We start from the raw sequence: 25,039 nt of genomic DNA on the forward strand, positions 1-25,039 counted from the left end.
CCGGCGGCCGGGGCGGGGATCGCGCGGTGGGCCGGCCCCCGACCCCTCTTGCGGGTGGTTGGTTTGTCCTGCGGCCGCGCGGGTTGTGTCTTGTTGTCCGCGGACAACAAGCGACACCCGGGACTCATGCGCAGGCTCTGCTCGCCCCCCGGCCCTGGCCGCCCACCCATCGCTGCAGGTCTCCACGAAGGTCGGCTACTTCACAGCAGCCACTGGTGTTGAAGCCGTCAGCGCCGGTGCCCTTACCATCGACCAGGCCCCTGCCGGGCACAGCCATGCCCCGAACTATTGGCGCTGGCAGACCGGCCGCAACCGCGAGCAGCTCGGGCGTGACCGGCTGGACCTGGTCCTGCTCCGCAACCCCGAGCGCGCCCACCCCGGCGACCGCCCCGCCGCCCGCCGCCATGCCAGGGGCTACGAACGGCTCGGCCTCTGAAGGCCACCTGGCCGGTGAGGGCTCTCTGCGACACCTGTTACCGCCGTCGCACCCGTTCCCCGGCCCCTTGCACCGGATGCGGCACTCTCCGGGTCCTGGTCGGCCGCTCCGAGCAGGGACGTGATCTCTGCGGGCCGTGCTCTGGTACGGAGATCGTACGGCTCTGGCTCTGGCTCGACGCCGCCCTCAATGACCTGCCGGCCACGCAGGGCCCGCACGTTCGATCCATCAACGGAACAGTCGTCCAAGTCAAACAGGTCAGCGCGGCGGAGTTCGGCCAGCAGGACGGCGTGCAAGCAGGGCCAGCCGCCTGGCCTCAGTCCAGTCCCGCAGTCGGCGTTAGTCCGTCACCCCCGAGCAGCCCAAGGTCTCCGCAGCCGGATGACGGGCGCCCCTGGACAATGGCCTAGGAAGGCTCCCTAGTAGATCCAGCATCGGCGATACGGCGGGCTTTGCGCACCATCTGACGCAATAGACCTGCCCTCCTGCCGCCGAGGGAGGAGCCCAGGTGAGGTGGGTGGGCTGCTCAGGCACCTGGCGTCATGTCACCTGGGCGACCTCGACGTCTCCCGTAGCCTCGACTCGCTACTCCGGGCCAGTGACCGACGGCAGCGCCTCGACGACGAAGAACAGGAAGCAGGGCTTGGTCGAAAGGTCGTCGAAGCCTTCGGGGAACAGTACCCGGGCGGCTGGGTCAGGCTGCGGCTCGCTGATGACGGACAGGCCAAAGCCCGCAGTCGTGAAAGCGTCGACCATTGCGTGCAACGGTTTTCGCCAGAGTCGCATCGGGGTGGACTGTCCACCGAGCATCCAGTCGAAGGTGTAGCTCGTGGTCGCGAAGTAGTCGGGCCGAGGGTCCCGGAACGTGTACGCCGTGACCGGGTGATCCACGGACACGATCAGCCGACCACCGGGCCTGAGTACTCGCCGAAACTCGGCCAGCGCCAGCCCCCAGTTCTCCAGGTAGTGCAGGACCAGCGACGCGACCACGTCGTCGAACGCGCCGTCCTTGAACGGTAGGCGCTCGCCCAGGTCGGCCACGTGCAGGGCTACGTCATCACCTAGCCTGTGCCTGGCCAGTGCGAGCATCCCGGCGCTGGCGTCGATCCCGGTGGCGACCGCGCCGCGGTCGCGCAGTGCGGCGGTCAGTGGGCCCGAGCCGCAGCCGGCGTCCAAAACTCGGTGGCCAGCCACGTCTCCGGCGAGGGCTAACATCGCGGGCCGTTCGTAGTACGCGTTGACGAGGTTGTTCTCGTTCTCCGCCGCGTACGCTTCGGCGAATCTGTCGTAGTCGTTCACGCGGGCCGGTTCCGCAGCATCAGGGAAGCTCTCGGGTATGTCGGTTGCGCGTTCCATCGTCGCAGCCTAGAGCCAGGCGGGCTCGCCCCACTGAGTAGAGCAAGGTCGGAACACTGCCTCTTCACTAGTAAAACGTGCCTCAGACCGTGTCCTACGTGGTGAGGCGGGTGATGTCTGCGTACGCGGCGGCAGCTGGCCTGAGCAGGGCGTGTGCGGGGGGTACGGGGTGCACTGGGGCGTGCGTTTGCAACTCGGTGTGAACCGGTAGGTCTTTAAAGGTTGTCCCGTAACTGCGGTTGAGGCGAGCGGAGGTTGGGTGGTTCCGGTGTCTGCTGAGGGCCGGCCGCACTGGCAAGATGACGGCTCTGCCCACCCTTGAAAGGTCATCCTCGTGCCCACGCCTGCCGACTACCTCGCCCTGGCGGGTGCCGAGAAGGACGGCACGGTCCTACAACGCCTCGTTCAGTGCCCCTACCCCTTCGTCTGGCAGGCGCTGGCCGTCAACCCCTACACCCCGCCCGCTGCTCTCATAGAGTTGAGCAAGGTCCGCGACAGTGTCTGGAACGACAACCGGCTCCTTCGCCTCCTGGCGGAGCATCCCGCTGCGAACCACATTGTTCTCGGAGCCGTGCTCGATAGCGTTGCAGCGAAGCTCGAGGAGGGCGATAGACCCTACGCGGCTGTGCTTGCTCTCGCGGGTCGCCCAGAGCTTGAGCCTGACGAGGTGAAGCGGCTCGGGACTCTTGGAGGATCATCTGCTCGTCTGCGCCGCCTGCTTGCACGGCAGCTGAACTTCCGCATCTGAGCGATCGTGCTGCCTGGACTGCGATGATGTTGGGCGTGGCTGGTGTGATCACGGCGTCGGAGCCGTCCTGGATAGGTCCGTTCACCGGGTTGAGCCCTCGCTGCTTCGGGAAGTTGATGACGGTGGTGCGTCACGAGGTCGCTGACGAGCCGCGGCGAGGGCGGCCCTGGGGCCTGCCCTTGGAGGACCGGGTGCTGCTGGTCACGGCGTATTGGCGGACGAACCTAACGCTTCGCCAGCTGGCCCCGCTGTTCGGCGTCTCGAAGTCGGCCGCCAACCGGATCATCGACCACCTCGGCCCGAAGCTCACGCTCCATCCGCGCAAGCGGTTTGCCAAGGACACCGTGCTGATTGTGGACGGCACCCTGGTACCCACCCGCGACCGCACGATTGCCGCACAGTCCAAGACATCTCATGTCGCTGGCAGGTCAAGTAGGCGGTCAGGCGGCGAGCTCCAGGGGTGCCGCGAAGGCACGATCGGGGTCGAATGGCGTGCGGTGTTGTAGGCAGTGGTAGAGGCAGCCGAGCAGTTTGTTGAATAGGTTTCTGAGAGCTGCCGTATGGCGCTCTCCACCAGCGCGCCGTCGGTCGTAGTGAACGCGTGGAGCCGGCGTGCGAAGGGCTGCGAAAGCCCACATGTGCCCGGCTGAGGCCAGCCGCTGGTTCTTGACGGTCCGTGCCACGACGACGTGGCTGCGCCCGGAGGCCCGCGTGACAGGGGCCGCTCCCGCGTACGCCTTCATGGAGCGGGCATCTGCGAAGCGTTCGCGGTCATCTCCGAGCTCGGCGAGAACTCGCGCTCCGGAAAGTACAGACAACCCAGGGAAGCTGGTGATGATTTCGGCATCTGGGTGCGCAAGGAATGCCTCCTCCGTCGCCGCCGCGAGCTGAGCGGCGCTGTTGCATGAGGCATCGACCTGGCGGACGAGCGCTACTGCCTGGTGTCCCAAAGCCTGCTCGACCTGCGGCAGCTGCCGCAGGTAGTCCGCGCGGAAAATCGCCCGAAGCCGCTCGACCTCAGCCTCGATTCCGCAGCGTGGACGCTCGCCGCGCTTGAGCAACGCACGCAGTTGGCTGCGGGAGAGCTTGGCAGCGTCGGCCGGCGTGGGTGCAGCGGTGAGAATCACGCGAGCACGTGGCGAATCGAGTCCGGGTTTGCCGGGGCCGTGAAAGGCGATGAGGGCCGCTGGATAATACTCGCGCAGGTGTGATCGGAGCCGGTTCATCATTTGTTGCCGGTCCCAGATAGCGTCCTGGTGAGCGCGGGCCAGGACGGCGACGGCCTGCCCGGCCTCGCTGTCGTCGGGCAGGGGTCGGTGGGCGTGCCGGTCCGTCCGAAGGATGTTTGCCAGAACACGGGCGTCCGCTGCGTCGGACTTGGCTCGGGAGACGCTGGCGCGATCACGGTAGCGGGCCGCGGCCAGCGGGTTGATTGCGTAGACCTGACGGCCGGTTGCCCGCAGGCCGGCGACGAGAAGGCCGCGTGGCGTCTCGATAGCAACGGGGATCGGATCCTCTGCGGAGTCACCGTGCCTGGTCAAGAGTTCGATCAGTGCGTGGAAGCCGGCGCTGTCGTCGCTGATCCTTAGCTTGGCGACCTGAGATCCGTCCTGGTCGACCAGGGCTATGTCGTGGTGGCCCTCCGCCCAGTCAATTCCGCAGAAGATCTTGCTCAACACTGTGCCTCCGTATCAACCTGCAGTTCGGTCCTGTGCGGAGCACGCGGCGCTCTAATAGAAGTGCTCTGGGCACGCCATCTCATGAGCCGTTCGTGTCTCCAGCGACCGGCAGGGACCTCGGTCTGCTGGAGAGCTCATGGGCTCGCGAACTGATGAGAGGTCGGCCCCTGCCGGCGGGCTGAGGACATGAAAGCTGGTGACATTCGAGCCTCTGCCGGGCGGGACCGGTCTTTGACGAGAGGTCAGGGCCCCGGAACTACCGAAGGTCTCCGCCCGGCAGGGCGTGAGCAAGACAGGGCCAGCTTCGACCTCGCCCGGTGGCCCTTGCACTCACGCGCCCGGGTTCACCGATGACCTATTAGAACTACCGTTACTCCAAGGCCCACCAGGTCGTCATCGACGCCGACACCTAAGATCCGCTTGAAGACGGACCCTAGTGGTGCGCGGAGGCGACGTGACGGGCTGGGTTGGCGCCTGTCGGCGTGGTGCCTTCGAGTGTCTGATGCCGGACGGTCGGGCGCGGGGCGGTTGCGGAACCGCCCGCTGGGCGCTGCTGACCGCGGGCGGATGCGGCGCCGCTCCGGTCTTTCCGCTTGATGCCTCTTCGTCACTCGATGTGGTGACACGCGGTAACGGAGTCGCCGCGTGAAGTTACGATCACTGCACCAGTGCGACGCGCTAGAGGTGTCGTGGTGTCAGACAGAGCCGATCAGCTGGTCGTCCATCGTCATGGCTCACCTCAAGGAGTGTTCGTGAAGCTCTCCCTCCGTCCTCGCCGTGCCGTTCTTGCGGCAGCGTCCGGCGTCCTCACCGCGCTTGCCGCGGTGGCGCTTCCGGGGCCGGCCCACGCCGAGTCCGTGCGCGGTCCAGAAGTGCGTCAGGCAGCTGCCGGCTCCCTCGCCCCGTGCGGATTCTTCCGGTACAACGTCCGCGAGTCCCAGTTCGCCGGCTACCGCCACTGTGGAGAGACGACGGTGCTGGTCCACGTCGACGTCAGGGGCGGTGGCAGCACGAACGACTACCACCTCTGCGTCGGCCCCGGCGCCACGCAACTGCCCGGCGCCGGTCCCAACTATCTCAACGCGTACTACATCGGGGGAGCGGGCTGCGCTCTCGGGTCACGCACGGGCCACACGGCCCACTGAGCCGTGGCCGCGGGTTGATCGGGCCGTCCGCACCGCGGCCCGCGCGAGTGTCGGTGACGTGGCTCGGCTGCGGAGGGCGCCCGAGCACTCGGCGCCGACAGCGGCGTCCACATGCCCTGAACGAAGATCAGGGTCGGGGCGACGCCACCGAGGAAGGTCTCAGGCCGCGCGGGCGAGGCGTCGTGCGCGCAGGACGAGGGTCGTGCCGCCCGCTAGGGCGAGCACCGCGACTCCCGCCATGGCGGAGATTGCCGGAGCGGAGGTGCCGGTGCTGGCGAGGCTGGGTCGGGTGCCTTCGGCCGCCCGCAGGATCAGCCGGGTGACGTCACCGGGGTTGGTCTCCATGACTGCGTGCGGCGCGTCGACCTCGACGGTGGTGGAGTCGGCGCGCTCGGCCATGAAGCGCAGGTTCTCGGTGCCGATGGTGCGGTCGTCCGTGGGCACCAGGTACCAGGAGGGGATCGACTTCCAGGCCACCGCCTCGGTCGGCTCCGATCCGGTGACGACCGCCGCAGGGCGCTGGGCTGCCGCCAGGACGTCGGCCTCGCTCGGGTCGAGCCGCTCGCTCAGGAACACGTCGCTGAACTTGTCGGGCTTGATGTACAGGTCCACGTCCGTCGGCCCGTCGCCGAGGGCGACTGCGTCCAGGGCGGTGGGCACGGGAGCCTCGGGGTCGTCCGTGAGGCGGCTGCCGGGGTATTTGGCCGCCAGTTCCAGCGTGGTCTCACCCTTGTCCGGCGCGAAGCCCGCGACGTAGACGAGCGAGGTGATGTTCGGGTTCCCGGCTGCGGCGTTGGTGATCACGGCGCCGCCGTAGGAGTGGCCCACCAGGACGATGGGCCCCTTGATCGACCGGAGCCGGGCCGAGAGGTAGGCGGCGTCGCCCGACAGACTTCGCAGAGGATTGGCCGTGGCGACGACCGGATAGCCCTGGGACTGCAAGCTCTCGGAGATCTCGTCCCAGCCGGAGGCGTCCGCCCAGGCTCCGTGCACGAGCACGACCGTCGGCTTGGTGCTCGCGTGGGACCCGGTCCGACCGCCGCTCTCGGAGGCCGCGGTCGGCATGGCCGCGAGGAGGACGGCCGCGGGAACGGCCAGCGCGAGGGGGAGGGCGCGCCCAGCGCGGGGGTGCTGCACTATTCGCTTCATGTTCACTTCCGTGTGGAGGGGGTTGCTCGCCGTCGACATTGCGCCCGGCCCGGCCACGCGCACAGCCGGGAAGGTCCAGGCGAGTGACTCCTCTGGTCACCCAATCGAACGAAGTGAAGAAAGTGGGACATACCAGTAAATTGGATTCCTGGGGCCGCGACCGATCGCGCGTCAACAGCGCCACGCCGGTTCCGGCGGCCGCCTCACCGCGTGGACATCGCCACACGGGCACCGCACCGCATCGACAGATCTGAGCGGAGGAACGCCGTGGGAACGGTCACTACACAGGACGGCACCGACCTCTTCTACAAGGATTGGGGACCACGCGACGCCCAGCCGATCGTCTTCCATCACGGCTGGCCCCTGAGCGGCGACGACTGGGACAACCAGATGCTCTACTTCCTGGGGCACGGCTACCGCGTCATCGCGCACGACCGGCGCGGCCACGGGCGTTCCAGTCAGAGCGCGTCCGGCCACGAGATGGACACTTACGCGGCCGACGTAGCGGCGATGACCGACGCGCTCGACCTGCACGACGCCGTCCACATCGGCCACTCCACCGGAGGTGGCGAAGTCGCCCGGTACGTGGCACGGGCCAAGCCGGGCAGGGTGGCGAAGGCCGTGCTCGTCAGCGCAGTGCCGCCCATCATGGTCAAGTCCGAGGCCAACCCCGGTGGCCTCCCCATCGAGGTCTTCGACGGTTTCCGGGCCTCGCTCGCGGCCAACCGCGCCCAGTTCTACATCGACGTGCCGGCCGGACCGTTCTACGGCTTCAACCGCCCCGGCGCCGAGGTGTCACAGGGCGTGATCGACAACTGGTGGCGGCAGGGCATGCGCGGCGCGGCCAACGCTCACTACCTCTGCATCAAGGCATTCTCGGAGACGGACTTCACCGAGGACCTGAAGCAGATCGACGTACCCGTCCTGGTGACGCACGGCACCGACGACCAGATCGTCCCGTACGACGACTCGGCACCGCTGTCGGTGAAGCTGCTGCGCAACGGCAGGTTGAAGAGCTACGACGGTTACCCGCACGGAATGCTGACCACGCACCCCGAGGTCCTGAACCCCGACCTCCTCGCGTTCGTCAAGGAGTAGAGCGGGACGCGCTCCCGGTCGGCTTCTTCGTTCCGGAGCTTTCGGCGGGCCGCGGCGTACGCGTGGCGGCACCGCCGCAAGCCGCTGCCGATGGCGCGCTGGTGAGGAACGAGGAACGAGGAGCGAGGAACGCGGGGCACGGCCGGGCCCCGGCGCGCCCCGTCCCCGGCTCAGGCGTTGGCGAGGGCGAGGGCCCAGGCGAGCGCGCGGTCGGCGACTTCCTGCCAGCCCTCCTGCGCCGGCAATAGATGCGAACGTCCCGGTAAGACCTCCACCTCGGTGACGGCGCCCGCCGCCCTGCAGCGCTTGGCATTTGACTTCTGCGCTTTGGGCGGCATGAGGGCGGAGGTCTTTCGTGTCCGCAACCGTTCTCCGTGGATGTGCGCCCTCAGAGAAGGGAAGGAAACCGACGGGCTTCCGGAGAAGGGGAGGGTGCGGTCTTGAGCCAGATGGACGTGTTCCTGGTCGCGCCGGCGTCGGCGTGCGCGGCGTTTCCCGTGCTCGGAGTGCTGTGGTGGGTTCGGGAGCGGGCGGATCGGTCGGTGGCAGCGGGGCTGGACACGGTGGATATCGACCCCTACCACGCCGTGGCCAGGGCCCGCAGGCCATCCCACGTGGACAAGGTCGCAGCCGCCGAACTGCTACTCGTCGGCCTGATCAGGATCCGCAACGACGGAATGATGGAGGTCACCGACAGGGCAGAGAAGTCTGCCGCGGCACCCGGGCATCCCGTGCCGGCCGCTCTGCTGGTCACACTGCGACGGCAGGGCGAACCGTTTCCGCTGAGCCGGCTGTACTGGGACTCCGGCTATAAGCGGCAGCGTGCCGCCTTCCTGCGGGCCGAGGATTTCGAGGCGCCGCGTTGGTCGCTGCGCACGAGGGACTCAAGGCGCTGCCTACGTGACCCTGCTTCTGTTCACCCTCTGGATCTCCGTCCAGTTGGTCTTCCTGCGGCAGGAGTACTGGACCGGCGGCGTCGGGCCGATCGTGGGCGGCGCGTGGTGCTGTCTGGTGCTGTGGGCATTGATGGCGGTGCCACTGGTCTGGCTTGTGGGACGCTGCTGGCCGAGGCCGCGTGACCGGTTCGCGGCGTACTGCCGCCGTTTCCCGGCACACCCCGCCGAGCGGGCCCTCAGCACGGAGGAGCGTGACCTGCTGGACCGCAGCTGGACCAGGCGCAGCGGGTACGAGCGGGCCAAGGACGAGGAGTCGTGGGTGGACAGAGGAGGCGGGTTCTGATGACGGAGATGAGCGAGAGCCAAAGCGACCGGGGTACGTCCGAGGAGCAGCGCAGGCCGCGGCGCACCGTACGCACCTGGCGGGTCAGGCGCCGTTTCCGGCACTGGGAGCGGCCGGAGGCCCGGGCCTGGCCGGGCGTGCACGAGGACGTCGCGTACCTCACCCGGGAGTTGGGCCGCTGGCACCCCGACACCCTCGTCGCCCGCTCGAGGGTCTTCAACTGGCTCCTCCACGAAGGGCGGCACCCCGAGATCCTGCGGCTGGCCGAGGCGGAAGCGGCCGAACGGACCGCGGAGTTCGGGGCCGACGACCCCGGCACCCTGCGGTGCCGATGGGCACTCGCCTGGCGCCGCCGCAGGGTCGGTGATCTGGACGGCGCCGTCGCCGAGGCGCGGGCGGGAGCGGACGACTCCGCCAGGGTGCTGGGCCCCGACCACGCCGACACCCACCGCTGGCGGGCGAGCCTGGCCCAATTCCTCGCCGAGAACGGCGAAGCGGCCGAGGGGGTACGCCTGTTGCGCGTCCTGTATGCCGAGTCCCAGGCCTTCGGCTGGCAGCGGAGGGCCGAGACGCGGTCCATGCGCACGGCCCTGGTCACGGCGCTGGAGCTGAACGGCGACCTCCAGGAGGCCCTGGACCTCCTGGAGGAAGAGATCGAAGCCGAGCGGGGGACGATCTACGGCATCGACGAGAACCTCGGTGACTACGAGATGAAGCGTCTGCAGGAGTGGCGCACCCGGCTGGTCGCCGAGGTGGCCCAGCAGGACTGGAACCGGCGCAGGAAGCACGAGCAGAGCAAGGACACCCCCGGGTGACAGTTGTAGGCCGGGGAACCACAGAGGTAATCCGCGTGGATGCCGACTTGTCGGTATGGACGTTCGCGGTGGAGATCACGAGTAAGCCCCACGTCAAGATCGATAAGAGCAGACGTGTCCTCTGCTGTCACCTCCCTCGGCCGGGCACTCGTCGAGGCCAAGGAAGCCAAAACGGACGCGTAAGTCTGAGAGCTACTGCCCCGCTACGTGCGCCCTGGTGTCTCAGCTAGGACTCGAGATCGGAGAGCGGTGCAGGGCGGGCAGCAGTGCGTCGGTTTCGGCCCGTCCCCGGGCGGTCGGAGGCGGGGGACCGCTCCAGGCCAGGTGCCGACGCAGAGTGTGGTCCGGTCCCTGCCCGTCCGCCTGCTTCGTAAGCGGTTGAGACATGCAGATCGTCACTCTCAGTCGTAAGAGTCCGAACACGCCGACCGGGAGCCAATGCCAACCGCTGCACCGACACCTCGGCCGAAGCCAGCGCTGTCGGCCGGCCCCGTCAAGGGCCGACCACCACACTCCCTCCGGTCAGGCCGATACAGAACCGCGGCCTGAAGAAGACGTCCGCCCCGGCGGACACCAGGTGTGCCGTGCCGCAAACGCACTCGGCTCGGCTGCCGCCTCCTACGGCAGCCGATGCCGCCGCTCCCCGGCTACAGCCGCAGCATGCGCTCCGTGATCTCCCGGTACTGCCGCAGCGCGTGCCGGAACTCCTCCGCCTGCTCCTCGGAGTCCTGATCCTGCCACTGCGCACGCAGGACGCGTCGCCGTTCGGCGAGCGCCTTCGCGAGTTCCGCAGTGGCCTCGTCGAAGGCACTCTCGGCCGCCTCCAGCGCCTCACGCGGAGTGTCGGCGAAGTCGAGGAGTGCCTGCCGCAGGCGCTGGGAAACCCTTTCCCGCTCATCGGCGGGCAGCAGCGGCTCCGGCCCCCGGGCCGGGCGTGCGGTCGATCCGACACCCTTGCCCGGAGGCTGCTGGGCACGTGCCTGGTCATACATCATTCGTGGGCCACATCCCTGTCGCGTCGCGTCGGCCGGGTGCCACCAGGACCCTCACCCGGAACAAGCCGCCCCGCAGGGCCTGACCCGAAACGAGCGGGCCCTTGACACCCGTGGCCCGTCTGGCCGGCCTCCACCGTCCCGCCAGTCAACGCCCGGCGACCTTTCCTGTCAACGAACCCCGTGAACGGAGAGTTGCAGTCCCGGAGAGGTTGCCCGGCCACCGCCTCCTGCCGGCGCGGTCCCGGTGCGCGAGGTGGCGCCATCAGCCCTCATGGCGCCAACGCAGGAGACGGCAGATGAGGTCGGTGGCCGACGGCCGTCATGAGCCTGTCCGGCAGTACCTGCCCGGTCTGGCGGAACACCTGCTCCCGCTTCCGCGGACGGCAGGACGAGACGGTCGATGGACGACCGACGTAGCGGCGGATGCCCATCATCACGCGCCTTGCGATCACGGACTGCGCACCGCAGGTGAACCACCAGTTCTGCGGGTCCATCCGTGGCAACGCCGTTGCCACATAGGACCAGCCCTGCACGGCGGCACAGATCAGCGCACTGCCCCAACCGGCCTACGGGACATACAGGTCCCACACCTGGTGGCCCGGGCCGCCGCTTCGCCACACGCACACGAAGTCCGTCCACCTGCCCTCGGCGATACCCTCGTCCCCGGTGCCCTGACAGATCCACGGGCTGGTGAAGGTCTGCACGTAACCCCATCCGGGAGGGCCCCCGTCCAGGACTTCGGCCCGCGCGCCATGCGCGGATGCCGAGGCGACAGCGGCGTGCGCCGGCACCGAGACAGCAACGGCCCCCGCCACGGCGGTTCCGACCAGCACGACGCTGGTCACCAGTAACTTCTTCGCCCTCACAGCACTCTCCAATGTCGTCGGTTGACCAGCCCGCATCAGGTTGGCCTTCGCACTTCGGAGACTAGAAGGGAGACTCAAGCCGCCCTCCTGCATTCGAGGAGAATCGAAACGAGTGCTGCTCCCGAGCCTGGTGCAGCGGAGCAACCGCAGGCTGACACCGACGCGATGGCCGCACGCGTGCGGCGACCGCTTCGGGCCTCCGCGGCGGTTCCGTGTCCGGCCTCTTGTGGATCCCCCGTCGGTCGCGTCACCCTCTCCTCCGCGGCTGCACGCCGACCCCGTTCGGTCTCCTCCAGTTCCCCGTGATGCTGGCACTCCTCGCTCCGGACACCGTCGACGAGCTCCTCGGTTTCCCCGTTCGGGCAGTCGCTACCGTCCCCACGGCCTGCGCACGCCTGCCCTGTCGCATCGGCCGTGCAGTCGACCGTGACCGCATCGCGCCTTGGCCGGGAGAGAGCCTGCGGAGGCGCACGGGCGCGCTACTCGGCAGATCACCTCAAGCTGCACCACCGCCTCACCCGAGACCGTCAGATGGAGGACTGATGTCTGCCAACCGACGGGAGAGGGTCCCGCGTGTCCGACGGCGGTCCTGGGGCGACAGAGGCTCGGCATCGCTGCCGCGAGTGGGCGTGGTGGCATTTCGTCCCATTGTCGATTGTTTCGCTCATTTTTGTGGCGATGTTGGCTTTATGCGGGCCAGCTCGCCTTCGGTTTCCGGTATCGGCGGCTCGTAGGCGTAGGCGAGGGCGGTGTCCAGCAGATGGCGCAGTTGGGCCGGGGTCGGGGCTACGGCGGTGGCGATGAGGGCCTGGGGATCGGCCAGGGGAGTCAGTACCGCGTGTCCCTCGGCTTGGTCGTTGCCGATGACGTGTGGTCCCCGGGGAGTGCGCAGGGTGGGGTCGACCAGGAGGAGCTGTCCGGTGGCGCGGTGGGTTCCGAGGACGGCGGGGCCGTCCCATGCCGGTGCCGGGTCGCCGTAGGCGGTGTACTGGTCGAGAAGTGGCCGTCCCCCGCGGTGGACGGTCAGACGGGTGGTGAGGTGGCCCGGCGCCTCGCCGGAGCGGCCCAGGAGCTGTTCTTCTCGCATGAGCAGGTGGGCGGTCGCAGCGAGGTCGACGGTGAACGTCTGGTGCAGGGTGCTGCCCCGGGTACTGATCAAGGGCTCGGGGAGCCAGTGCAGGATTGCGTGATCGCCCACCCTGACCCTCGCGTCGTAGGTGGCCGGGGCGATGGTGGGGCCGCGCAGGGCGATGGTGGCAGCTGAGCTGGTCACCTCCAGCCGGGCGCCTGTTTCGACGGCGATGTCCAGGGCGAGCCGGTCTCCGCCGAGCGGTGCGCTCATCGCGCCGAGTACGCAGACACGCGCCTGTTCTCCGCGGGCCCGTAGCCGGCGCAGGTGGAAGGGGCCGTCGCTGTGCAGCAGCGGGACCACGGTGGTGCGGCCGTTGTGGGTGGCCTGGATCCGGGCGGCGGCGACGACGCCGGACGGGTGTGTCGGGGCGGGTTCGGCAGAGCGCCGGCCGCGTGGCCCACTGTCGGCATTGAGAGTTCCGCCGGCCGGCGTCGGGATCATGGCCGGCGTCTGCGCGGTGGTGTGGCTCACCGGGTGGATCCGTTGGCTTGCCAGGAGGTGAGGCAGCCGGTGACCCAGTCGGCGACCGGTTGGACGCCGTCAGGTGCGGTGAGGCTGGTGAAGGCGTAGGGGAGGCCCTTGCGCTGCTTGCGAGTGTCGGCCCTCATGGTGTCCAGGTCGACGCCGACGTAGGGGGCCAGGTCGGTCTTGTTGACGACGAGGAGGTCGGCGGTGGTGATGCCGGGGCCGCCCTTGCGGGGGATGTCGTCACCGCTGGCCACGTCGATGACGAAGACCTGGGTGTCGACAAGTCCACGGGAGAAGGTCGCGGTCAGATTGTCCCCGCCGGACTCGATGAGGATCAGGTCGAGCGGGTGCAGGGTCTGTTCGAGGTGCTCGACGGCTTCGAGGTTGGCGGAGATGTCGTCGCGGATCGCGGTGTGCGGGCAGGCTCCGGTCTCCACGGCGGTGATCCGCTCCGGGGGCAGTACGGCCTCGCGGCGCAAGAAGGCGGCGTCTTCCTGGGTGTAGATGTCGTTGGTGACCACGGCAATGGAGAGCCGGTCGCGCAGGGCGCGGCACAGGGCGGCCACGGTCGCGGTCTTGCCGGAGCCGACAGGACCGCCGAGGCCGATGCGCAGCGCGCGGCGGCTGCCGTCGGCGAGCAGCGGTTCGGCGCTGTGGGTGTGGCGGTGCGGCATGGTCACGGGGTGGTCGAGATGCACAGGTGCTCCAGGAAACGGTCAGGGCTGGTCAGGAAGCGAAGAGCCGAACGGTCCAGGCGGCGTGCTGCTCACCGGTGATGTCCAGCAGGGGAGCCGACGCGGCGGGCAGGGCGGCGACCCCCTGCGCCGCAGCCCGCACCGCCGCGTCGGCCGCGGCGTCGGCGACGGTGTCGAGTTCGGCGGCGAGCCGCGCCAGGACGCCGGTCGCGTCGAACGGGTCCAGGCTCAGCAGCCGCACGGCCGCGGTCGCGGGACCGCCGACGCTCTCGTAGACGGCGGCCAGGGCGGCGTCGAGCGGGGTGAGCCCGGCGGCGCGGGCGGTGACGCCGAGCACGACCGGCTGGTGGGCGCCCTGGGGCCGGTGTCGGGCGAGGTGGTCGAGGTCGGCGCTGGGCCAGGTGGCCCGGGCGGCGCGCATCAGCTGCCGACCCAGACGGCGTGCGGTACGGCGCAGCGCCGGTACGGGGGTGCGGATGTCGGCGGCTTCGTCCAGGGCGAGGGCGTCGTAGCCATCTGCGGCGGCCGCGGCGAGACCGGCCGCGACCAGTCCGGCGGTGTGCAGCCGCCCCCGGCAGAACGACTCCAGGCTCGCGGTGTCGTGAACCCGGCCGGACGCGACGGCGGCCTCCATCCCGCCGGAGTGGGCGTGCCCGCCGGCGGGGAAACGGCCGTCGGCCAGGACGAGCAGAGCAGAACGGCTCATGGGATGACGGGACAACCTTTCGCAAGGAGAAGCCGAGCCGACCGCGCGCGGGCGCGCCACGACCCGGCCGCGAGGGTCAGAACAGGAAGTACCGCTGCGCCAAAGGCAGCTCGGTGGCGTAATTTCGTCCCACTTCCTGCCCGTCGACCGTGGTGCGGACGTCGGAGGTGGTGGCCCCGCCAATGGTGACGTCGAAAGTGTCGGGGTCAATGTCGATCTTCGGGACACCGTTGTTGTGGACCATGTCGGCCTTGGTGATCTCACGGGTGGAGCGGATCGCGTGCAGGGGCTTGAGTAGCCCGATCTCGGCGAGTTCACCGTCCAAGGCGGCCTCGGCCACGAAGTTGAGGGAATTCGCCGCCGGAGCGCGGCCCTCGAAGCCCCACACGGGCCGTGGGAGGTAGGGCTGCGGGGTGGGGATGGAGGCGTTGGCGTCGCCGATCTGGGCGTAGGAGATCTGGCCACCCTTGATGACCATGTGCGGCTTGACGCCGAAGAACTTCGGTTCCCACAGCACCAGGTCGGCGAGTTTGCCCGTCTCGACGGAGCCGACCTCGTGGTCGATGCCGTGGGTGATGGCCGGGTTGATCGTGTACTTGGCGACGTAACGACGGGCACGGAAGTTGTCCGCGTGCGCGTCGTCCTCCCGCAGGTGGCCGTAGCGGGACTTCATGACGTGCGCCGTCTGCCAGGTCCGCATGATCATCTCACCGATGCGGCCCATGGCCTGAGCGTCCGAGGACATCATCGAGATGGCGCCCATGTCGTGCAGCAGGTCCTCGGCAGCCATGGTGGAGGGCCGGATCCGGGAGTCGGCGAACGCCATGTCCGCTTCGACCTCCGGATTGAGGTGATGGCACACGATCATCATGTCGACGTGCTCCTTGACGGTGTTGACCGTGAAGGGCCGGGTCGGGTTCGTCGACGCGGGCAGCACGTTGGGCTTGCCGGCAAGGCTGATCATGTCGGGGGCGTGGCCGCCGCCGGCGCCCTCGATGTGGAAGATGTGCAGGCTGCGGTACTTCGCCTTCTTGGCCCGGCGGTCCTTCTTGGTCGCGGCGTAGGTGCTCTGGACGAAGCCGGCCTCGTTCAGCGAGTCGGCGTGCAGCGCGACCTGGACACCGGTCTCCTCGCACACGCTCAGCGCGGCGTCGATCACCGCGGGAGTGGCACCCCAGTCCTCGTGGATCTTGAAGCCGAGGGCACCGGCCGCGACCTGGTCGTGCAGCGCCTTCTTCGAGACGGTGCTGCCCTTGGCGAGCAGACCGATGTTCACCGGAAAGGCGTCCAGCGCCTCGAAGGTCCGCTGGATGTGCCACTTGCCGGGCGTCACCGTGGTGGCCGTGCTGCCCTCGGCCGGGCCGGTACCTCCGCCGATCAGCGTCGTCACACCCGACGCGACCGCCTCGTGGATCTGCTCCGGGCACAGAAAGTGCACGTGGGTGTCGACGCCGCCCGCGGTCAGGATGCGGCCTTTGCCGGAGATCACTTCCGTCTCCGGGCCCACGACGAAGGCCGACGCGCGCGGGTCGTCGTTGTCGGGCGGCGTCATGGTTTCCGGGTTGTACGCCTTGCCGATGGCACGGATGCGACCGTCGCGCAGTCCGACGTCGGCCTTGACCACTCCCCAGTGGTCCAGAATCAGCGCACCGGTGATCACGGTGTCCACCGGCTCACGGGGGTCGTCGCGGGGGATGTGCGACTGGCCCATCGACTCACGGATCACCTTGCCGCCGCCGAAGACCATCTCGTCGCCGCTGCGGCCCGGGCCACCGCACCAGTCGGCGTCGATGCGCAGCACGAGATTGGTGTCGGCGAGCCGGACCCGGTCGCCGGCGGTCGGCCCGTACAGGTCGGCGTAGCGGGAACGCAGCAACGGGTCCCAGGGCTTGTCCTTCTCAGTCCTGTCCGGCATCGAGGTGCTTCTCCTCTTCGCTCTTGTCGGCCTGGAGCCCGTGGACGATCCGCTCGCCGGCGATCGGCACCAGCATCACGGTGCGCTTGTCGCCGGGCTCGAACCGCTCGGAGGTACCGGACGGGATGTTCAGCCGCATTCCGTGGGCCGCCTCGCGGCGGAACTTGAGCCCCTCGTTGGCCTCGGCGAAGTGGAAGTGGGACCCCACCTGGACCGGACGGTCCTTGGGATTGCGCACCACCAGCGGCACCGCCGTCGCACCCTCGTTGAAAGCCACCCGGTGCTCGTCCTCGTCCGGCAGCAACTCTTGCTTGCCCGGATGCACGCCCACCTCGACAGACGCCTCATCGAACGGATCGCTGATGGTCACCAGCTTCGTCCCGTCCGGGAACGTCGCCTCGACCTGGACGTTGTCGACCATCTCCGGCACGCCGTCCATGACCTCGCCGCGCCGCAGCACATGGCGGCCGGACTCCATCACCGAATCGACCGTCGCCCCGGCCCGCGCCTCCTCGTAGACGTGTGCCGTCAACAGCGCCATGACCTCGGGATAGTTCAACAGCAGACCGCGCTCACGCCGCCGCTGGGCGACGTCGGCCGCTACGTGGACCAACAGGCGCTCCTGCTCGTGCGGAGTCAGATGCACGCCGATCCCCCTCTCCTGTTCGTCGCTGCACCCACACGGCAAGCACCACGAAGCGCAAGGAAGATGCCGCCCGCCGCACCTGCCGCAGACCGATCCTCGGGGAGGAGAGAACCCATGGGCCCGGAAACGCACAGGTCAGCCCTGATGGAGTGAACCGGGGGCACAGGGTGCATACGGGGCGCAACGCCCTGCCCCGTGTACGACCGACCTGTCCGAGGAGGCCCGACGCGGACACGCCCACCGCGTCTCGATGGCGGCCACGCCGCCGGCCAGCGCTTCCTCCTCGGCCACGATCGAGCCTGCTCCTTCAGATGGCGATCGACTGCTGGAGCCACCGGCTGACACGGTAGGGCAGCCACCACGCGTACGGGCCGACGTCCAGGACGAGGTGCTCGGAGCGGAAGTCGGCCAGGGCGGCCTGGTCGACGGTGTCGGCGAGGGCGCCGTAGTCCAGCAGGCGGACCGCGGTGTCGTACTCGGGTTCGTCGGCGGTGAAGCGGCGCAGCTCTCCCCAGCGGCGGTCGCGGATCTGCAGGAAGCCGGGGCCTTTGCGCCACAGGCACTTGCACAGGTAGTGACCGCGCCGCCATGAGCGCAGCGACTCCCCGGCGCCGGCGGGGCCGTGCAGCGCGGCGGGCGGCTGGAGGTGGCTGAGCCGTCGCCAGGTCTCCCCCTCCCCCGAGTCGAGGCGCAGTTCCCACTCGACCATGACCGCCCGCGCGGTCAGGTCCCGGACCAGGGAGAGCCCGTACACGGCGGCTGCCGAGTCCGCGCCGGTGGAGAGGTCGACAGGGGCGGGCAGCCGCACACGGCGCGCGCCCAGCTCCCACAGGCGTGCGGCCTGGCCGCGCGCCGGGCCGGGCAGGGGCACCTCGCCCAGGAACATGCCGGGCAGCTCGCACGCGGCGGGGTCGTAGTCGCGCCAGGCGAGGACCGTCGGCGCGGTGAGGGTGGCGGTCATCGTGCTCCTTCGAAGCGGGGCGGGAGGGGTCAGGCCGGCTCGGGGACGGCGGCACCGTCGGGGGCGTCCTCGGTGTGGATGTGCCGCATGAAGTCCAGGCGCAGCAGGTCCTCGTTGACGGCGGCCGGGGCGGTGTGGACGTACTGTCCCGCGTCGGCGAAGACGATGCCGAGGGCGAGCCAGGTGTCGAGGAGCCGCCGGACCCCGTCCTCGTCGCGGGCCGCTCCGGGGACGCGTGCCGCGGCCTTGCGGGTGAGGGCCTGCACGCTGTGCGGCTGGTCGAGGAGGCGGAAGAGGGCGAGTTCGAAGGGGTCGGTCAGCTCCTTCACCCGCCAGTCGAAGGCGCGGCGACGGCTGACCAGGACGATGCGGTCGCCGTGGTCGTCGTGGGTGAGCCGGGCGTCGGTGTGGTGCTTCTTCCAGTCGGCGAGGGCGTTGTTGAGGGCGCTGACGGTGGGCTCGCCGATGCCGCGGGCGGGCGCCTCGAAGACGTACGCCATGCCGTACAGCTCTTCCTCGGGCAAGTCGTAGGTGAAGCGGTAGTGCGCTTCGGGGCGCAGCCCGGTGAAGCCCAGTTCGGGGCGTTCGAAGTAGGGGCTGAAACGCTCGATGGCGATGCGCGCGGACAGGTCGACCGGTGGGTCCAGGTGTTCCAGGGCCGGTATCTGGGCGATGACCGGGTCGTAGTCCTCGGCGCTCTCGCCGGGAAATCCGTGCAGGTAGTTCCAGGCGACGGAGAGGCCGGTCTCGGCGCCGTCACGCAGCATCCGCACGTTCTGGCAGCCGCTCACACCCTTGTCCATCAGGTCCAGCACGCGGCTGTTGAGGCTCTCGATGCCGGGTTGTACGTAGATGAGTCCGGCGTCGGCGAGGGTGCGCAGCTGGCTGCGCCTCATGTTGGCCTTGATCTCGATGTGCAGGCGCAGGTCGTAGCCGCTCTCGATGATGCGGGGCAGCACGGTGGTGAGGTAGCGCATGTCGAGGATGTTGTCGACGACATACATGTCGAGGACCCGGTGGCGACGGGCCAGCTCCATGATCTCCTCGTAGAAGGTGTCGGGGCTCTTGGAGCGGAACTCCATGAAGGAGCCGTTGAGCCCGCAGAAGGTGCAGTGGTGTTTCTCGCCCCACCAGCAGCCCCGCGCCCCCTCGACGACGAGTTTCGGCTCGACCCAGTTGCGGGCGACGGACGCGGCGAGCCGTTCGAAGTAGCCGCTGTAGTCGGGCGGCAGGATCGCGGCGGGCGGCAGCGGGCGGGTGGCCATCGGGTTGGCGACACTCGAGCCGTCCGCGTCGCGGTGGCACAGGCCGGGAATGGAGTCGAGCGGGCCGTCCTCCGCGAGCGCGCCGAGGAGTTCGGGGAAGGCGGCCTCGCCCTCGCCGCGTACGACGTGGTCGACGAAGGGGAAGTTGCGGTGCACGGTGGCGCCCTGTTCGCCGTCGCAGTTGGCGCCGCCCATGACGGTCACGATGTGCGGGGCGAGCTGCTTGACGCGGCGGGCGGCGGCGAGCGCGGCGGTGTTCTGCTGGAAAGTGGAGGTGAACCCGACGACATCCGGCTCGCTCGCCACGATCTGCCGGGCGATCGTCTCGACGAACTCCGGTGCGATGCGGTGCAGTTCGCGGGTCATCTTCATCCGCGCGGACTTGAGCTTGCCGCTCATCGTCGCCACGAACTCGTCCTCGCGCCAGGCCGGGTCGTCGTACAGGGCGGAGGAGAAGACCCAGTCGCCGCAGCCCATGAAGTAGGAGGAGAGGGCGTAGTACTCGTAGTCGTCGCCGGTGAACTCGGTGCGCTCGGTGATCCAGTCGGTGAACATGAGGTTGGCGTGCAGCACCTCGGCACTGGCACCGGGCACGCGCTCGTCCACACTCCGTTTGAGGATGCCGAGGGCGAGGGAGGGCAGGTCGATGGGCGACCAGGGCATGTTGACCAGCAGTACGCGCATGGGCGCTTCTCTCCTGACGTGGTGCGGGTGCGGGGGGCGGGCGACGGTGCGGGCCGGTCGGCCCCGGGGCGCCCCGGGGCCGACCGGTGAGGATCAGTCCTCGACGGTGTCGTCGCCGTCCTCTGCGTTGCGGAACGGGACGGTGACCGTGATGCCGACGCTCGGCTTGCGGTTCGTCTCGTCCTCGGCCAGCGGGTCGTTGTGGATGACGTCCTTCTGCATGGGTCTCTCCTTCTCTCTAGTGTTCGACTGCGTGGTGCGCTGACCCCTCTCCGGCCGGAGAGGGGCGTCTGGGGGGTGGGGTGGTGCGGGCGGTGGTGCGCCGGAGCGTGCGGTCGAGGAAGCGCACCGCGCGGCGCAGGACGGTCACGTGGTCGCCGCCGTCGTAGCCGTCGTGCCCGGATGTGAGCCACAGGGACGCGTGCGGGGCACCGGCCGTGTCGAGGGCCGCGAGGTAGGAACGGATCTGTGCGGGCGGGCACTTGGTGTCGTGCGTGGCGGCGACGACCAGGAGCGGATCGCGGACGCGGGCGGCGTAGCGGATCGGCGAGCTGTGCGCGTACGCGTCCGGCACCTGTGCGGGTGTACCGCCGAACAGCCGCTCGTCCAGCGCGCGGAGGGCGGGTGTGGCGGAGGCGTGTGCGGCGGCGTAGTCGGCCACGGGTTTGACGGCGACGCCCGCCTGCCAGAGCCCGGGGTGGGTGCCGAGGGCGAGCAGGACGAGGTAACCGCCCCAGGAGGTGCCCCAGAGTCCGGTGGCGTCCGGCCGGATGAGTCCGCGCGCCACGAGGTCGGCGCGGACGGCGGCGAGGTCGGTGACCTGGGTGTGGCCGACGCCATCGCGGAAGGCGCGCTGCCAGCCCGGTCCGTATCCGGTGGAGCCGCGGTAGTTGACGCGGGCCACGGCGAACCCGGAGGCCACCAGGGAGTGCACGGTGCCGTCGTAGGCGTCGCGGTCGTGGTCGGCGGGGCCGCCGTGGACGAGGAACACGGCGGGGTGCGGCCCGGGTGTGGACTCGGGAAGGCTGAGCAACGTGTGTACCGGGCCGTCCGGTCCCGGTGTGTGTATGTCGCGCAGGGTGCCGGGCACGCGGCCGTCGACGGTGCCGAGCGGGGGCAGCGGTGTCCCGGCCGTGGACCTCATGCGGGGCGGGTGGGTGCTGTCCGTCCAGAGGGTGTGCAGGTCGCCGCCGGGGCGCGGGGCCGCGTCGAGGAGGGTGCCGGGCGGAGTCGGTACGGGGTCCAGGGTGCGGCGGGCGAGGTCGGCGCGGCGGAGCAGGGAGCGGCCGTGCCGGTCCTGCCGGATCAGCACGGCGCCGCCGTCCGGGTACCAGCGGGCGGTGAACTGGGTGTCCAGTGCGCACCAGTCGTGGGTGACGGTGCCGGTGGCGGCGGTCCAGGTGGCGAGGGTGTAGCGGTCCCCGCGCTCGCGGACGAGCAGCAGGGTGGGGTGGTCGTCGGTCGAGGGGCCGAAGCCGAGGGCCCACAGTCTGCCGTGTGGGCCGTCACCGGGGAGGGCCGCGACCTCGGTGCCGTCGGGGGTGAGGAGGGTGACGGCGCGGGGCGCGTCGGCGGTGCGGGTGAGGGCGAGCAGGTCGCCGTGCGGGGCGAGTCCGGCGAGCGCGGCGGGGCCGTCCACACGTGTGACCTCGCGTCCGGGGCCGCCGCGTGTTCCGAGCCTGACGGTGGTGTGGTCGCCCAGTCCGATGCCGAGGGCGACGGTGGCGTCGGCGGTGACGGCGAGGCCGCGGGCGGTGCCGTCGGGGACGCCGGTCAGACCGGGCCGGCCGGGGCCGCCGGTGTACGGGCCGTCGAACGGCTGGAATTGCCAGTGGCCGACGCCCCGCGCGTCCTCGGCGAACCACCACACGTATGTGTCGGCGTCGATCGCGCCGTGCAGGGTGCCGCCGGGGCGGTCGGTGACGCGGCGGGCGCGGCGGGCGGCGGCGTCCCAGGTGAAGACCTCGCAGCGGCCCTCCGCGTCGGCCGTGAAGACCATGCGGTGCGGGTCGGTGGCGCACACCTCGGGCAGCGCGGCGCGGTACACCTGGAAGCGGCTCATGCGGCGGCCTCCGCGTGGGCGGCGCGCCGGGTGGTGTGCGCGGCGAGCAGGACGAGGAGGGCGGCGCAACCCAGCGCGGGCGCCGCGGAGTCCAGCCCGCCGGCGAAGAGACCGGCCAGGACCGGGGCGAGGGCGGCGGTGGCGCCGGAGGCGGTGGCGATGACGGCGCCGACGCGGGCTTGCAGTTCGGGCTCGGTCGTCAGCAGGGCCCGGGCCTGGAGGACGACGGCGGGCAACGGCACGAGGAGGCCGATCGCGCCGAGCAGCACGCCGTACGCCCAGGGCCCGTCGGCGAGGGCGAGGGCCGCGGTGAGCGGGGCGAGGAGCCAGGTGACCGTGGTGAGGGTGCGGGCGGCGCCGAGGCGGGCGGCGGCCTTGGGCGCGGCGAGGGACCCGGCCAGCCCCGCGGCGCCGGTGACGGCGAGGACGAGGCCGAGCGGAAGCGCACCACTGCCGGAACGTTCCAGCGCGAAGACCGCGGAGTAGTAGAGCATCGCGGCCACCCCGTTGACCAGCGCGATCCACGTCAGCACGAGGCGCAGCAACGGCCGTCGTCGCACCAGGTACAGCCCGGCGGCGGCCGCACGCCACAGCCCCTCGCCCGAAGGAGCCGCCGCGGCCTTCAGATCTGTACGCATGGCCCGTACGCAGCCGGCGACGACGGCGTAGGAGAGGGCGTCGGCCGCGAAGGGCAGAGCGCGAAAGAGCTGGTACGCGGCTCCGCCGAGGGCCGGGCCGAGGATGAGTGCGCCCTGGTCGGCGGCGGCGAGCCGGGCCACGGCGCGCGGCTGGTCGTCGGGCGGGCAGACCAGGGCGACCGTGCCGCGCGACGCGGCGTCGTGACAGGCGGTGGCGAACCGTTCGACGAGGACGGCGGCCACGAGGTGCGCAAGCGTCAGGTGTCCGGCAAACAGGGTCACGGCGACGGAGCCCATGGCCAGCGCGGCGACGACGGCGGACCAGAACATGATCGTCTTACGCGCGCCGCGGTCGGCGGGGACGGCCGCGAGCGGCCCCAGCAGCAGGCCCGCGGCCAGCGAGAGCCCGGCGACGAGCCCCGCGGTCCGCGGTGAGTGCCCGAGACCGAGGAGCAGCAGGGGAAGGACGGCGCCGGATGCCTGGGTGCCCAGTGCGTCAACGGCGTTGGCCCACCAGAACAGGCGGAAGTCCCGGGCGGACTGGTCGCGCCCGGAACCGGAAGTGCCGCGGCGGCCCCGGAGCAACCGGGGCCGGGGTAATCCATCGCGGGGGTCCGCCCCTCCCGCCTGCGTGAACGACTCCACGATCTCCCCCAGTTCGATGAAGCAATCGTGCAGGTTGTGTGGAAGGCGAAAGCGAAACGAGCGGGATCGTAGCCAGCGCCTCGAACGCGCTACAAGGTCGCGGGTCGGTTGGCTAGAAAGCGCGAGGGGGCGCGGAGGGGGCGCGGAGGGGGTGGGGATTCCGGGTTCGCAGCAAAGGGAGGGGTGCGTTCCGGGGCGGTCCGCGGGGAGGGTGAGGTGTGAGAGACGCATGCGACGTGTGAGGCGTTTCGTTGGCATGCTCTTGGTCAAGCGCCGAGCTTGCCGAAGCGGTCCGGGAGGACGTCGGCCGGGGCCGGTGCCGGACCGGTGCCGGTGATTTCCCCGCCGAGGATGGCCAGTTACCACCGCCGGGTGCCGCCGTGGCCTGCGCAATGCCGCGCCCCTGCGGAGCGCGGCACTCATCGCTGATGACTCACTTCGCTGCGGCACGAGCCTCAACAGCCGGCGCCCCTCACCCTGGCGCGAGCCGGCTGGCCCCGCAGGGGAACGGACGGCGCTGGTGGAGAGCACATGCGAACAATTTGCGTGCCGACGGCGTCGGCGGGTGTCAGGTTCAGCCGCGCGGCTGACCGCTGGACACTCGACTGGGAGCCTCGGCAAGACGGCGGCCCGGACCGCGCGGCCCGGACCGCGCGGCCCGGACCGCGCGGCCCGGACCGCGCGGCCGTCACCGAGCGGCTGCCGGCCCCAGTCGTATGCCATGATCCGGCGCATGGAGCCCCACAACGAGTCGGCCGGCGAGGTCCTGCGTCGACGCGGCTGGCGCAGGGCATTCACCGTCCAGGAGATGGTCGACAAATGGGCTTGGCTCGTGGGTAGGGTCGAGGTCGGTTACAGCGACCTGGTGGACGAATACACCAACGATCTCTACAGCCGGAATTGGCTGCATGAGGCGTGGCCAATCCTCGCTGAGGACGTGATCGTCTTGTGGACCCCACGGATCAAGGCCCTCGACGACCGTTTCCGGGCCGCCACCCTCTTCGACGACGGTATCTCGTTGTCACAGTTCCACCGGATCAGCGGATTCGACCCCATCGACATGTGGTGGTGGCGTCGCCACCCTCGTCTGCTCGTCGGCGATCTCGGAGGTTCACTGCGCTCGGCGGGCGCTACCGATTGATCCTCCGCAATTGAGCCGGCGACTGCACTCACCTGACCCACGGTGCGGCCAGCAGGACGACTTGGTCGCTGTCGCTGTCGATGGTGATGCCGAGCACCGGATGGTCTTGAGTTGCCTGTGGTCGATCAGGCTGCTGTTCCTGAAAGCCATGGTGTGCGGGGGCCAAGGAGTGCTCTGCTCGGACTGCGAGGCGTTCGGCCTGGTGGGGCGGGGTGAAGGCCCGTTGGGTGGCGTTGTGGTGCTTGGCCAGGCTTTTGATGTGCGTGACGTCTTGTGGGACTTGACCGGTGCGGTCCCGTGTTTGTGTTGTTCGTGTCGCGCGGGCGGGGAGTCGTATGCCTTGGCCTGGGGTGGGTGTTGGTGGTGGTTGGTTGGGGTTGTTAGGTGGTGGGTGTGGTGGTGTGGGTGGTGGTGAAGATGGTGGTGTTGTTTTGGGTGCCGGTGATGGTGTGGGTGGTGGGGTGGGTGGTGTGGGTGGTGGTGGGGTGGGGGGTGATGTGGATGTGGAGGGGGGTGTGGTATTCGGCGTAGTGGTGGAAGGTGGTGTTGAGGGTG

At 70.0% G+C, this 25,039-nt stretch carries 22 protein-coding genes and 2 pseudogenes; 7 read left to right on the plus strand and 17 right to left on the minus strand.

Annotated elements, in window-relative coordinates:
• Positions 1-627: 627 nt before the first annotated feature.
• Positions 628-802, minus strand: a pseudogene (locus ACGF5T_RS35600) (IS5/IS1182 family transposase); the annotation flags it as partial.
• 219 nt (positions 803-1,021) lie between these two features.
• Positions 1,022-1,792: a class I SAM-dependent methyltransferase gene (locus tag ACGF5T_RS35605; RefSeq protein ID WP_356612834.1), complete on the minus strand. Its 771-nt coding sequence runs from the start codon at positions 1,790-1,792 to the stop codon at positions 1,022-1,024.
• 334 nt (positions 1,793-2,126) lie between these two features.
• Between ACGF5T_RS35605 and ACGF5T_RS35610 the strand changes: the two genes are divergently transcribed.
• Complete coding sequence (locus ACGF5T_RS35610; RefSeq protein ID WP_366768393.1) at positions 2,127-2,540, plus strand: hypothetical protein; 414 nt, start codon at positions 2,127-2,129, stop codon at positions 2,538-2,540.
• 35 nt (positions 2,541-2,575) lie between these two features.
• Positions 2,576-2,947: pseudogene (locus ACGF5T_RS35615) on the plus strand (transposase family protein); the annotation flags it as partial.
• A gap of 33 nt (positions 2,948-2,980) precedes the next feature.
• On the opposite strand, the gene ACGF5T_RS35620 reads toward ACGF5T_RS35615, so the two are convergent.
• A complete protein-coding gene (locus tag ACGF5T_RS35620; RefSeq protein WP_366768392.1) occupies positions 2,981-4,216 on the minus strand; it encodes an IS110 family transposase in 1,236 nt (411 codons plus the stop codon).
• Between the two features lie 875 nt (positions 4,217-5,091).
• Here ACGF5T_RS35620 and ACGF5T_RS35625 point away from each other — a divergent pair.
• Positions 5,092-5,364 carry a DUF6355 family natural product biosynthesis protein gene (locus ACGF5T_RS35625; RefSeq protein ID WP_356612832.1) on the plus strand — a complete coding sequence of 91 codons (273 nt, stop codon included), beginning with the start codon at positions 5,092-5,094 and terminating at the stop codon, positions 5,362-5,364.
• A gap of 159 nt (positions 5,365-5,523) precedes the next feature.
• Here the strand turns inward: ACGF5T_RS35625 and ACGF5T_RS35630 are convergent, their stop codons facing one another.
• The gene (locus ACGF5T_RS35630) at positions 5,524-6,513 is read right to left on the minus strand and encodes an alpha/beta hydrolase (protein WP_366768391.1); all 990 of its coding nucleotides are present in this window, start codon (positions 6,511-6,513) and stop codon (positions 5,524-5,526) included.
• A gap of 267 nt (positions 6,514-6,780) precedes the next feature.
• On the opposite strand from ACGF5T_RS35630, the gene ACGF5T_RS35635 reads away from it, so the two are divergent.
• A complete protein-coding gene (locus ACGF5T_RS35635; protein ID WP_366768390.1) occupies positions 6,781-7,611 on the plus strand; it encodes an alpha/beta hydrolase in 831 nt (276 codons plus the stop codon).
• A gap of 170 nt (positions 7,612-7,781) precedes the next feature.
• Here the strand turns inward: ACGF5T_RS35635 and ACGF5T_RS35640 are convergent, their stop codons facing one another.
• A complete protein-coding gene (locus tag ACGF5T_RS35640) occupies positions 7,782-7,976 on the minus strand; it encodes a hypothetical protein (RefSeq protein ID WP_366768389.1) in 195 nt (64 codons plus the stop codon).
• A 535-nt stretch (positions 7,977-8,511) separates the two neighbouring features.
• Between ACGF5T_RS35640 and ACGF5T_RS35645 the strand changes: the two genes are divergently transcribed.
• Both ACGF5T_RS35645 and ACGF5T_RS35650 read left to right on the plus strand, forming a co-directional pair.
• Complete coding sequence (locus ACGF5T_RS35645) at positions 8,512-8,850, plus strand: hypothetical protein (protein WP_366768388.1); 339 nt, start codon at positions 8,512-8,514, stop codon at positions 8,848-8,850.
• Between the two features lie 8 nt (positions 8,851-8,858).
• Entirely contained in the window at positions 8,859-9,665 is an 807-nt protein-coding gene (locus ACGF5T_RS35650; protein ID WP_366768387.1) for a hypothetical protein, read from the plus strand.
• 647 nt (positions 9,666-10,312) lie between these two features.
• Here ACGF5T_RS35650 and ACGF5T_RS35655 read toward each other — a convergent pair.
• From ACGF5T_RS35655 to ACGF5T_RS35710, 12 genes are all read right to left on the minus strand, one after another.
• The gene (locus ACGF5T_RS35655) at positions 10,313-10,660 is read right to left on the minus strand and encodes a hypothetical protein (protein ID WP_356612824.1); all 348 of its coding nucleotides are present in this window, start codon (positions 10,658-10,660) and stop codon (positions 10,313-10,315) included.
• 566 nt (positions 10,661-11,226) lie between these two features.
• The gene (locus tag ACGF5T_RS35660) at positions 11,227-11,505 is read right to left on the minus strand and encodes a hypothetical protein (RefSeq protein WP_392890323.1); all 279 of its coding nucleotides are present in this window, start codon (positions 11,503-11,505) and stop codon (positions 11,227-11,229) included.
• A gap of 685 nt (positions 11,506-12,190) precedes the next feature.
• A complete protein-coding gene (locus ACGF5T_RS35665; protein ID WP_366768386.1) occupies positions 12,191-13,129 on the minus strand; it encodes an urease accessory protein UreD in 939 nt (312 codons plus the stop codon).
• Positions 13,126-13,824 (minus strand): urease accessory protein UreG, encoded by a 699-nt coding sequence (ureG, locus tag ACGF5T_RS35670; RefSeq protein ID WP_366768385.1) that lies wholly within the window; start codon positions 13,822-13,824, stop codon positions 13,126-13,128. Before ureG ends, ACGF5T_RS35665 begins: the two co-directional genes overlap by 4 nt.
• Before the next feature lie 28 nt (positions 13,825-13,852).
• The gene (locus tag ACGF5T_RS35675; protein ID WP_366768384.1) at positions 13,853-14,527 is read right to left on the minus strand and encodes an urease accessory UreF family protein; all 675 of its coding nucleotides are present in this window, start codon (positions 14,525-14,527) and stop codon (positions 13,853-13,855) included.
• 76 nt (positions 14,528-14,603) lie between these two features.
• Positions 14,604-16,442 carry an urease subunit alpha gene (locus ACGF5T_RS35680; RefSeq protein WP_366768383.1) on the minus strand — a complete coding sequence of 613 codons (1,839 nt, stop codon included), beginning with the start codon at positions 16,440-16,442 and terminating at the stop codon, positions 14,604-14,606.
• Positions 16,426-17,088 (minus strand): urease subunit gamma, encoded by a 663-nt coding sequence (locus ACGF5T_RS35685; protein ID WP_366768382.1) that lies wholly within the window; start codon positions 17,086-17,088, stop codon positions 16,426-16,428. The genes ACGF5T_RS35680 and ACGF5T_RS35685 overlap by 17 nt, the downstream gene beginning before the upstream one ends.
• A gap of 307 nt (positions 17,089-17,395) precedes the next feature.
• Entirely contained in the window at positions 17,396-18,049 is a 654-nt protein-coding gene (locus ACGF5T_RS35690) for a DUF5825 family protein (RefSeq protein WP_366768381.1), read from the minus strand.
• Positions 18,050-18,078: 29 nt separating this feature from the next.
• The gene (locus ACGF5T_RS35695; protein WP_366768380.1) at positions 18,079-19,998 is read right to left on the minus strand and encodes a RiPP maturation radical SAM C-methyltransferase; all 1,920 of its coding nucleotides are present in this window, start codon (positions 19,996-19,998) and stop codon (positions 18,079-18,081) included.
• A 93-nt stretch (positions 19,999-20,091) separates the two neighbouring features.
• Entirely contained in the window at positions 20,092-20,220 is a 129-nt protein-coding gene (locus ACGF5T_RS35700) for a hypothetical protein (RefSeq protein ID WP_256359348.1), read from the minus strand.
• 16 nt (positions 20,221-20,236) lie between these two features.
• Positions 20,237-22,060, minus strand: coding sequence for an alpha/beta fold hydrolase (locus ACGF5T_RS35705; protein ID WP_361017359.1), 1,824 nt, complete (start codon positions 22,058-22,060; stop codon positions 20,237-20,239).
• Positions 22,057-23,283 (minus strand): MFS transporter, encoded by a 1,227-nt coding sequence (locus ACGF5T_RS35710; RefSeq protein WP_366768379.1) that lies wholly within the window; start codon positions 23,281-23,283, stop codon positions 22,057-22,059. Before ACGF5T_RS35710 ends, ACGF5T_RS35705 begins: the two co-directional genes overlap by 4 nt.
• Before the next feature lie 793 nt (positions 23,284-24,076).
• On the opposite strand from ACGF5T_RS35710, the gene ACGF5T_RS35715 reads away from it, so the two are divergent.
• Positions 24,077-24,484 (plus strand): hypothetical protein, encoded by a 408-nt coding sequence (locus ACGF5T_RS35715; RefSeq protein ID WP_366768378.1) that lies wholly within the window; start codon positions 24,077-24,079, stop codon positions 24,482-24,484.
• The last annotated feature ends 555 nt before the right edge of the window (positions 24,485-25,039 follow it).

This window comes from Streptomyces sp. NPDC047853 (assembly GCF_043204535.1).
GTDB lineage: Bacteria > Actinomycetota > Actinomycetes > Streptomycetales > Streptomycetaceae > Streptomyces.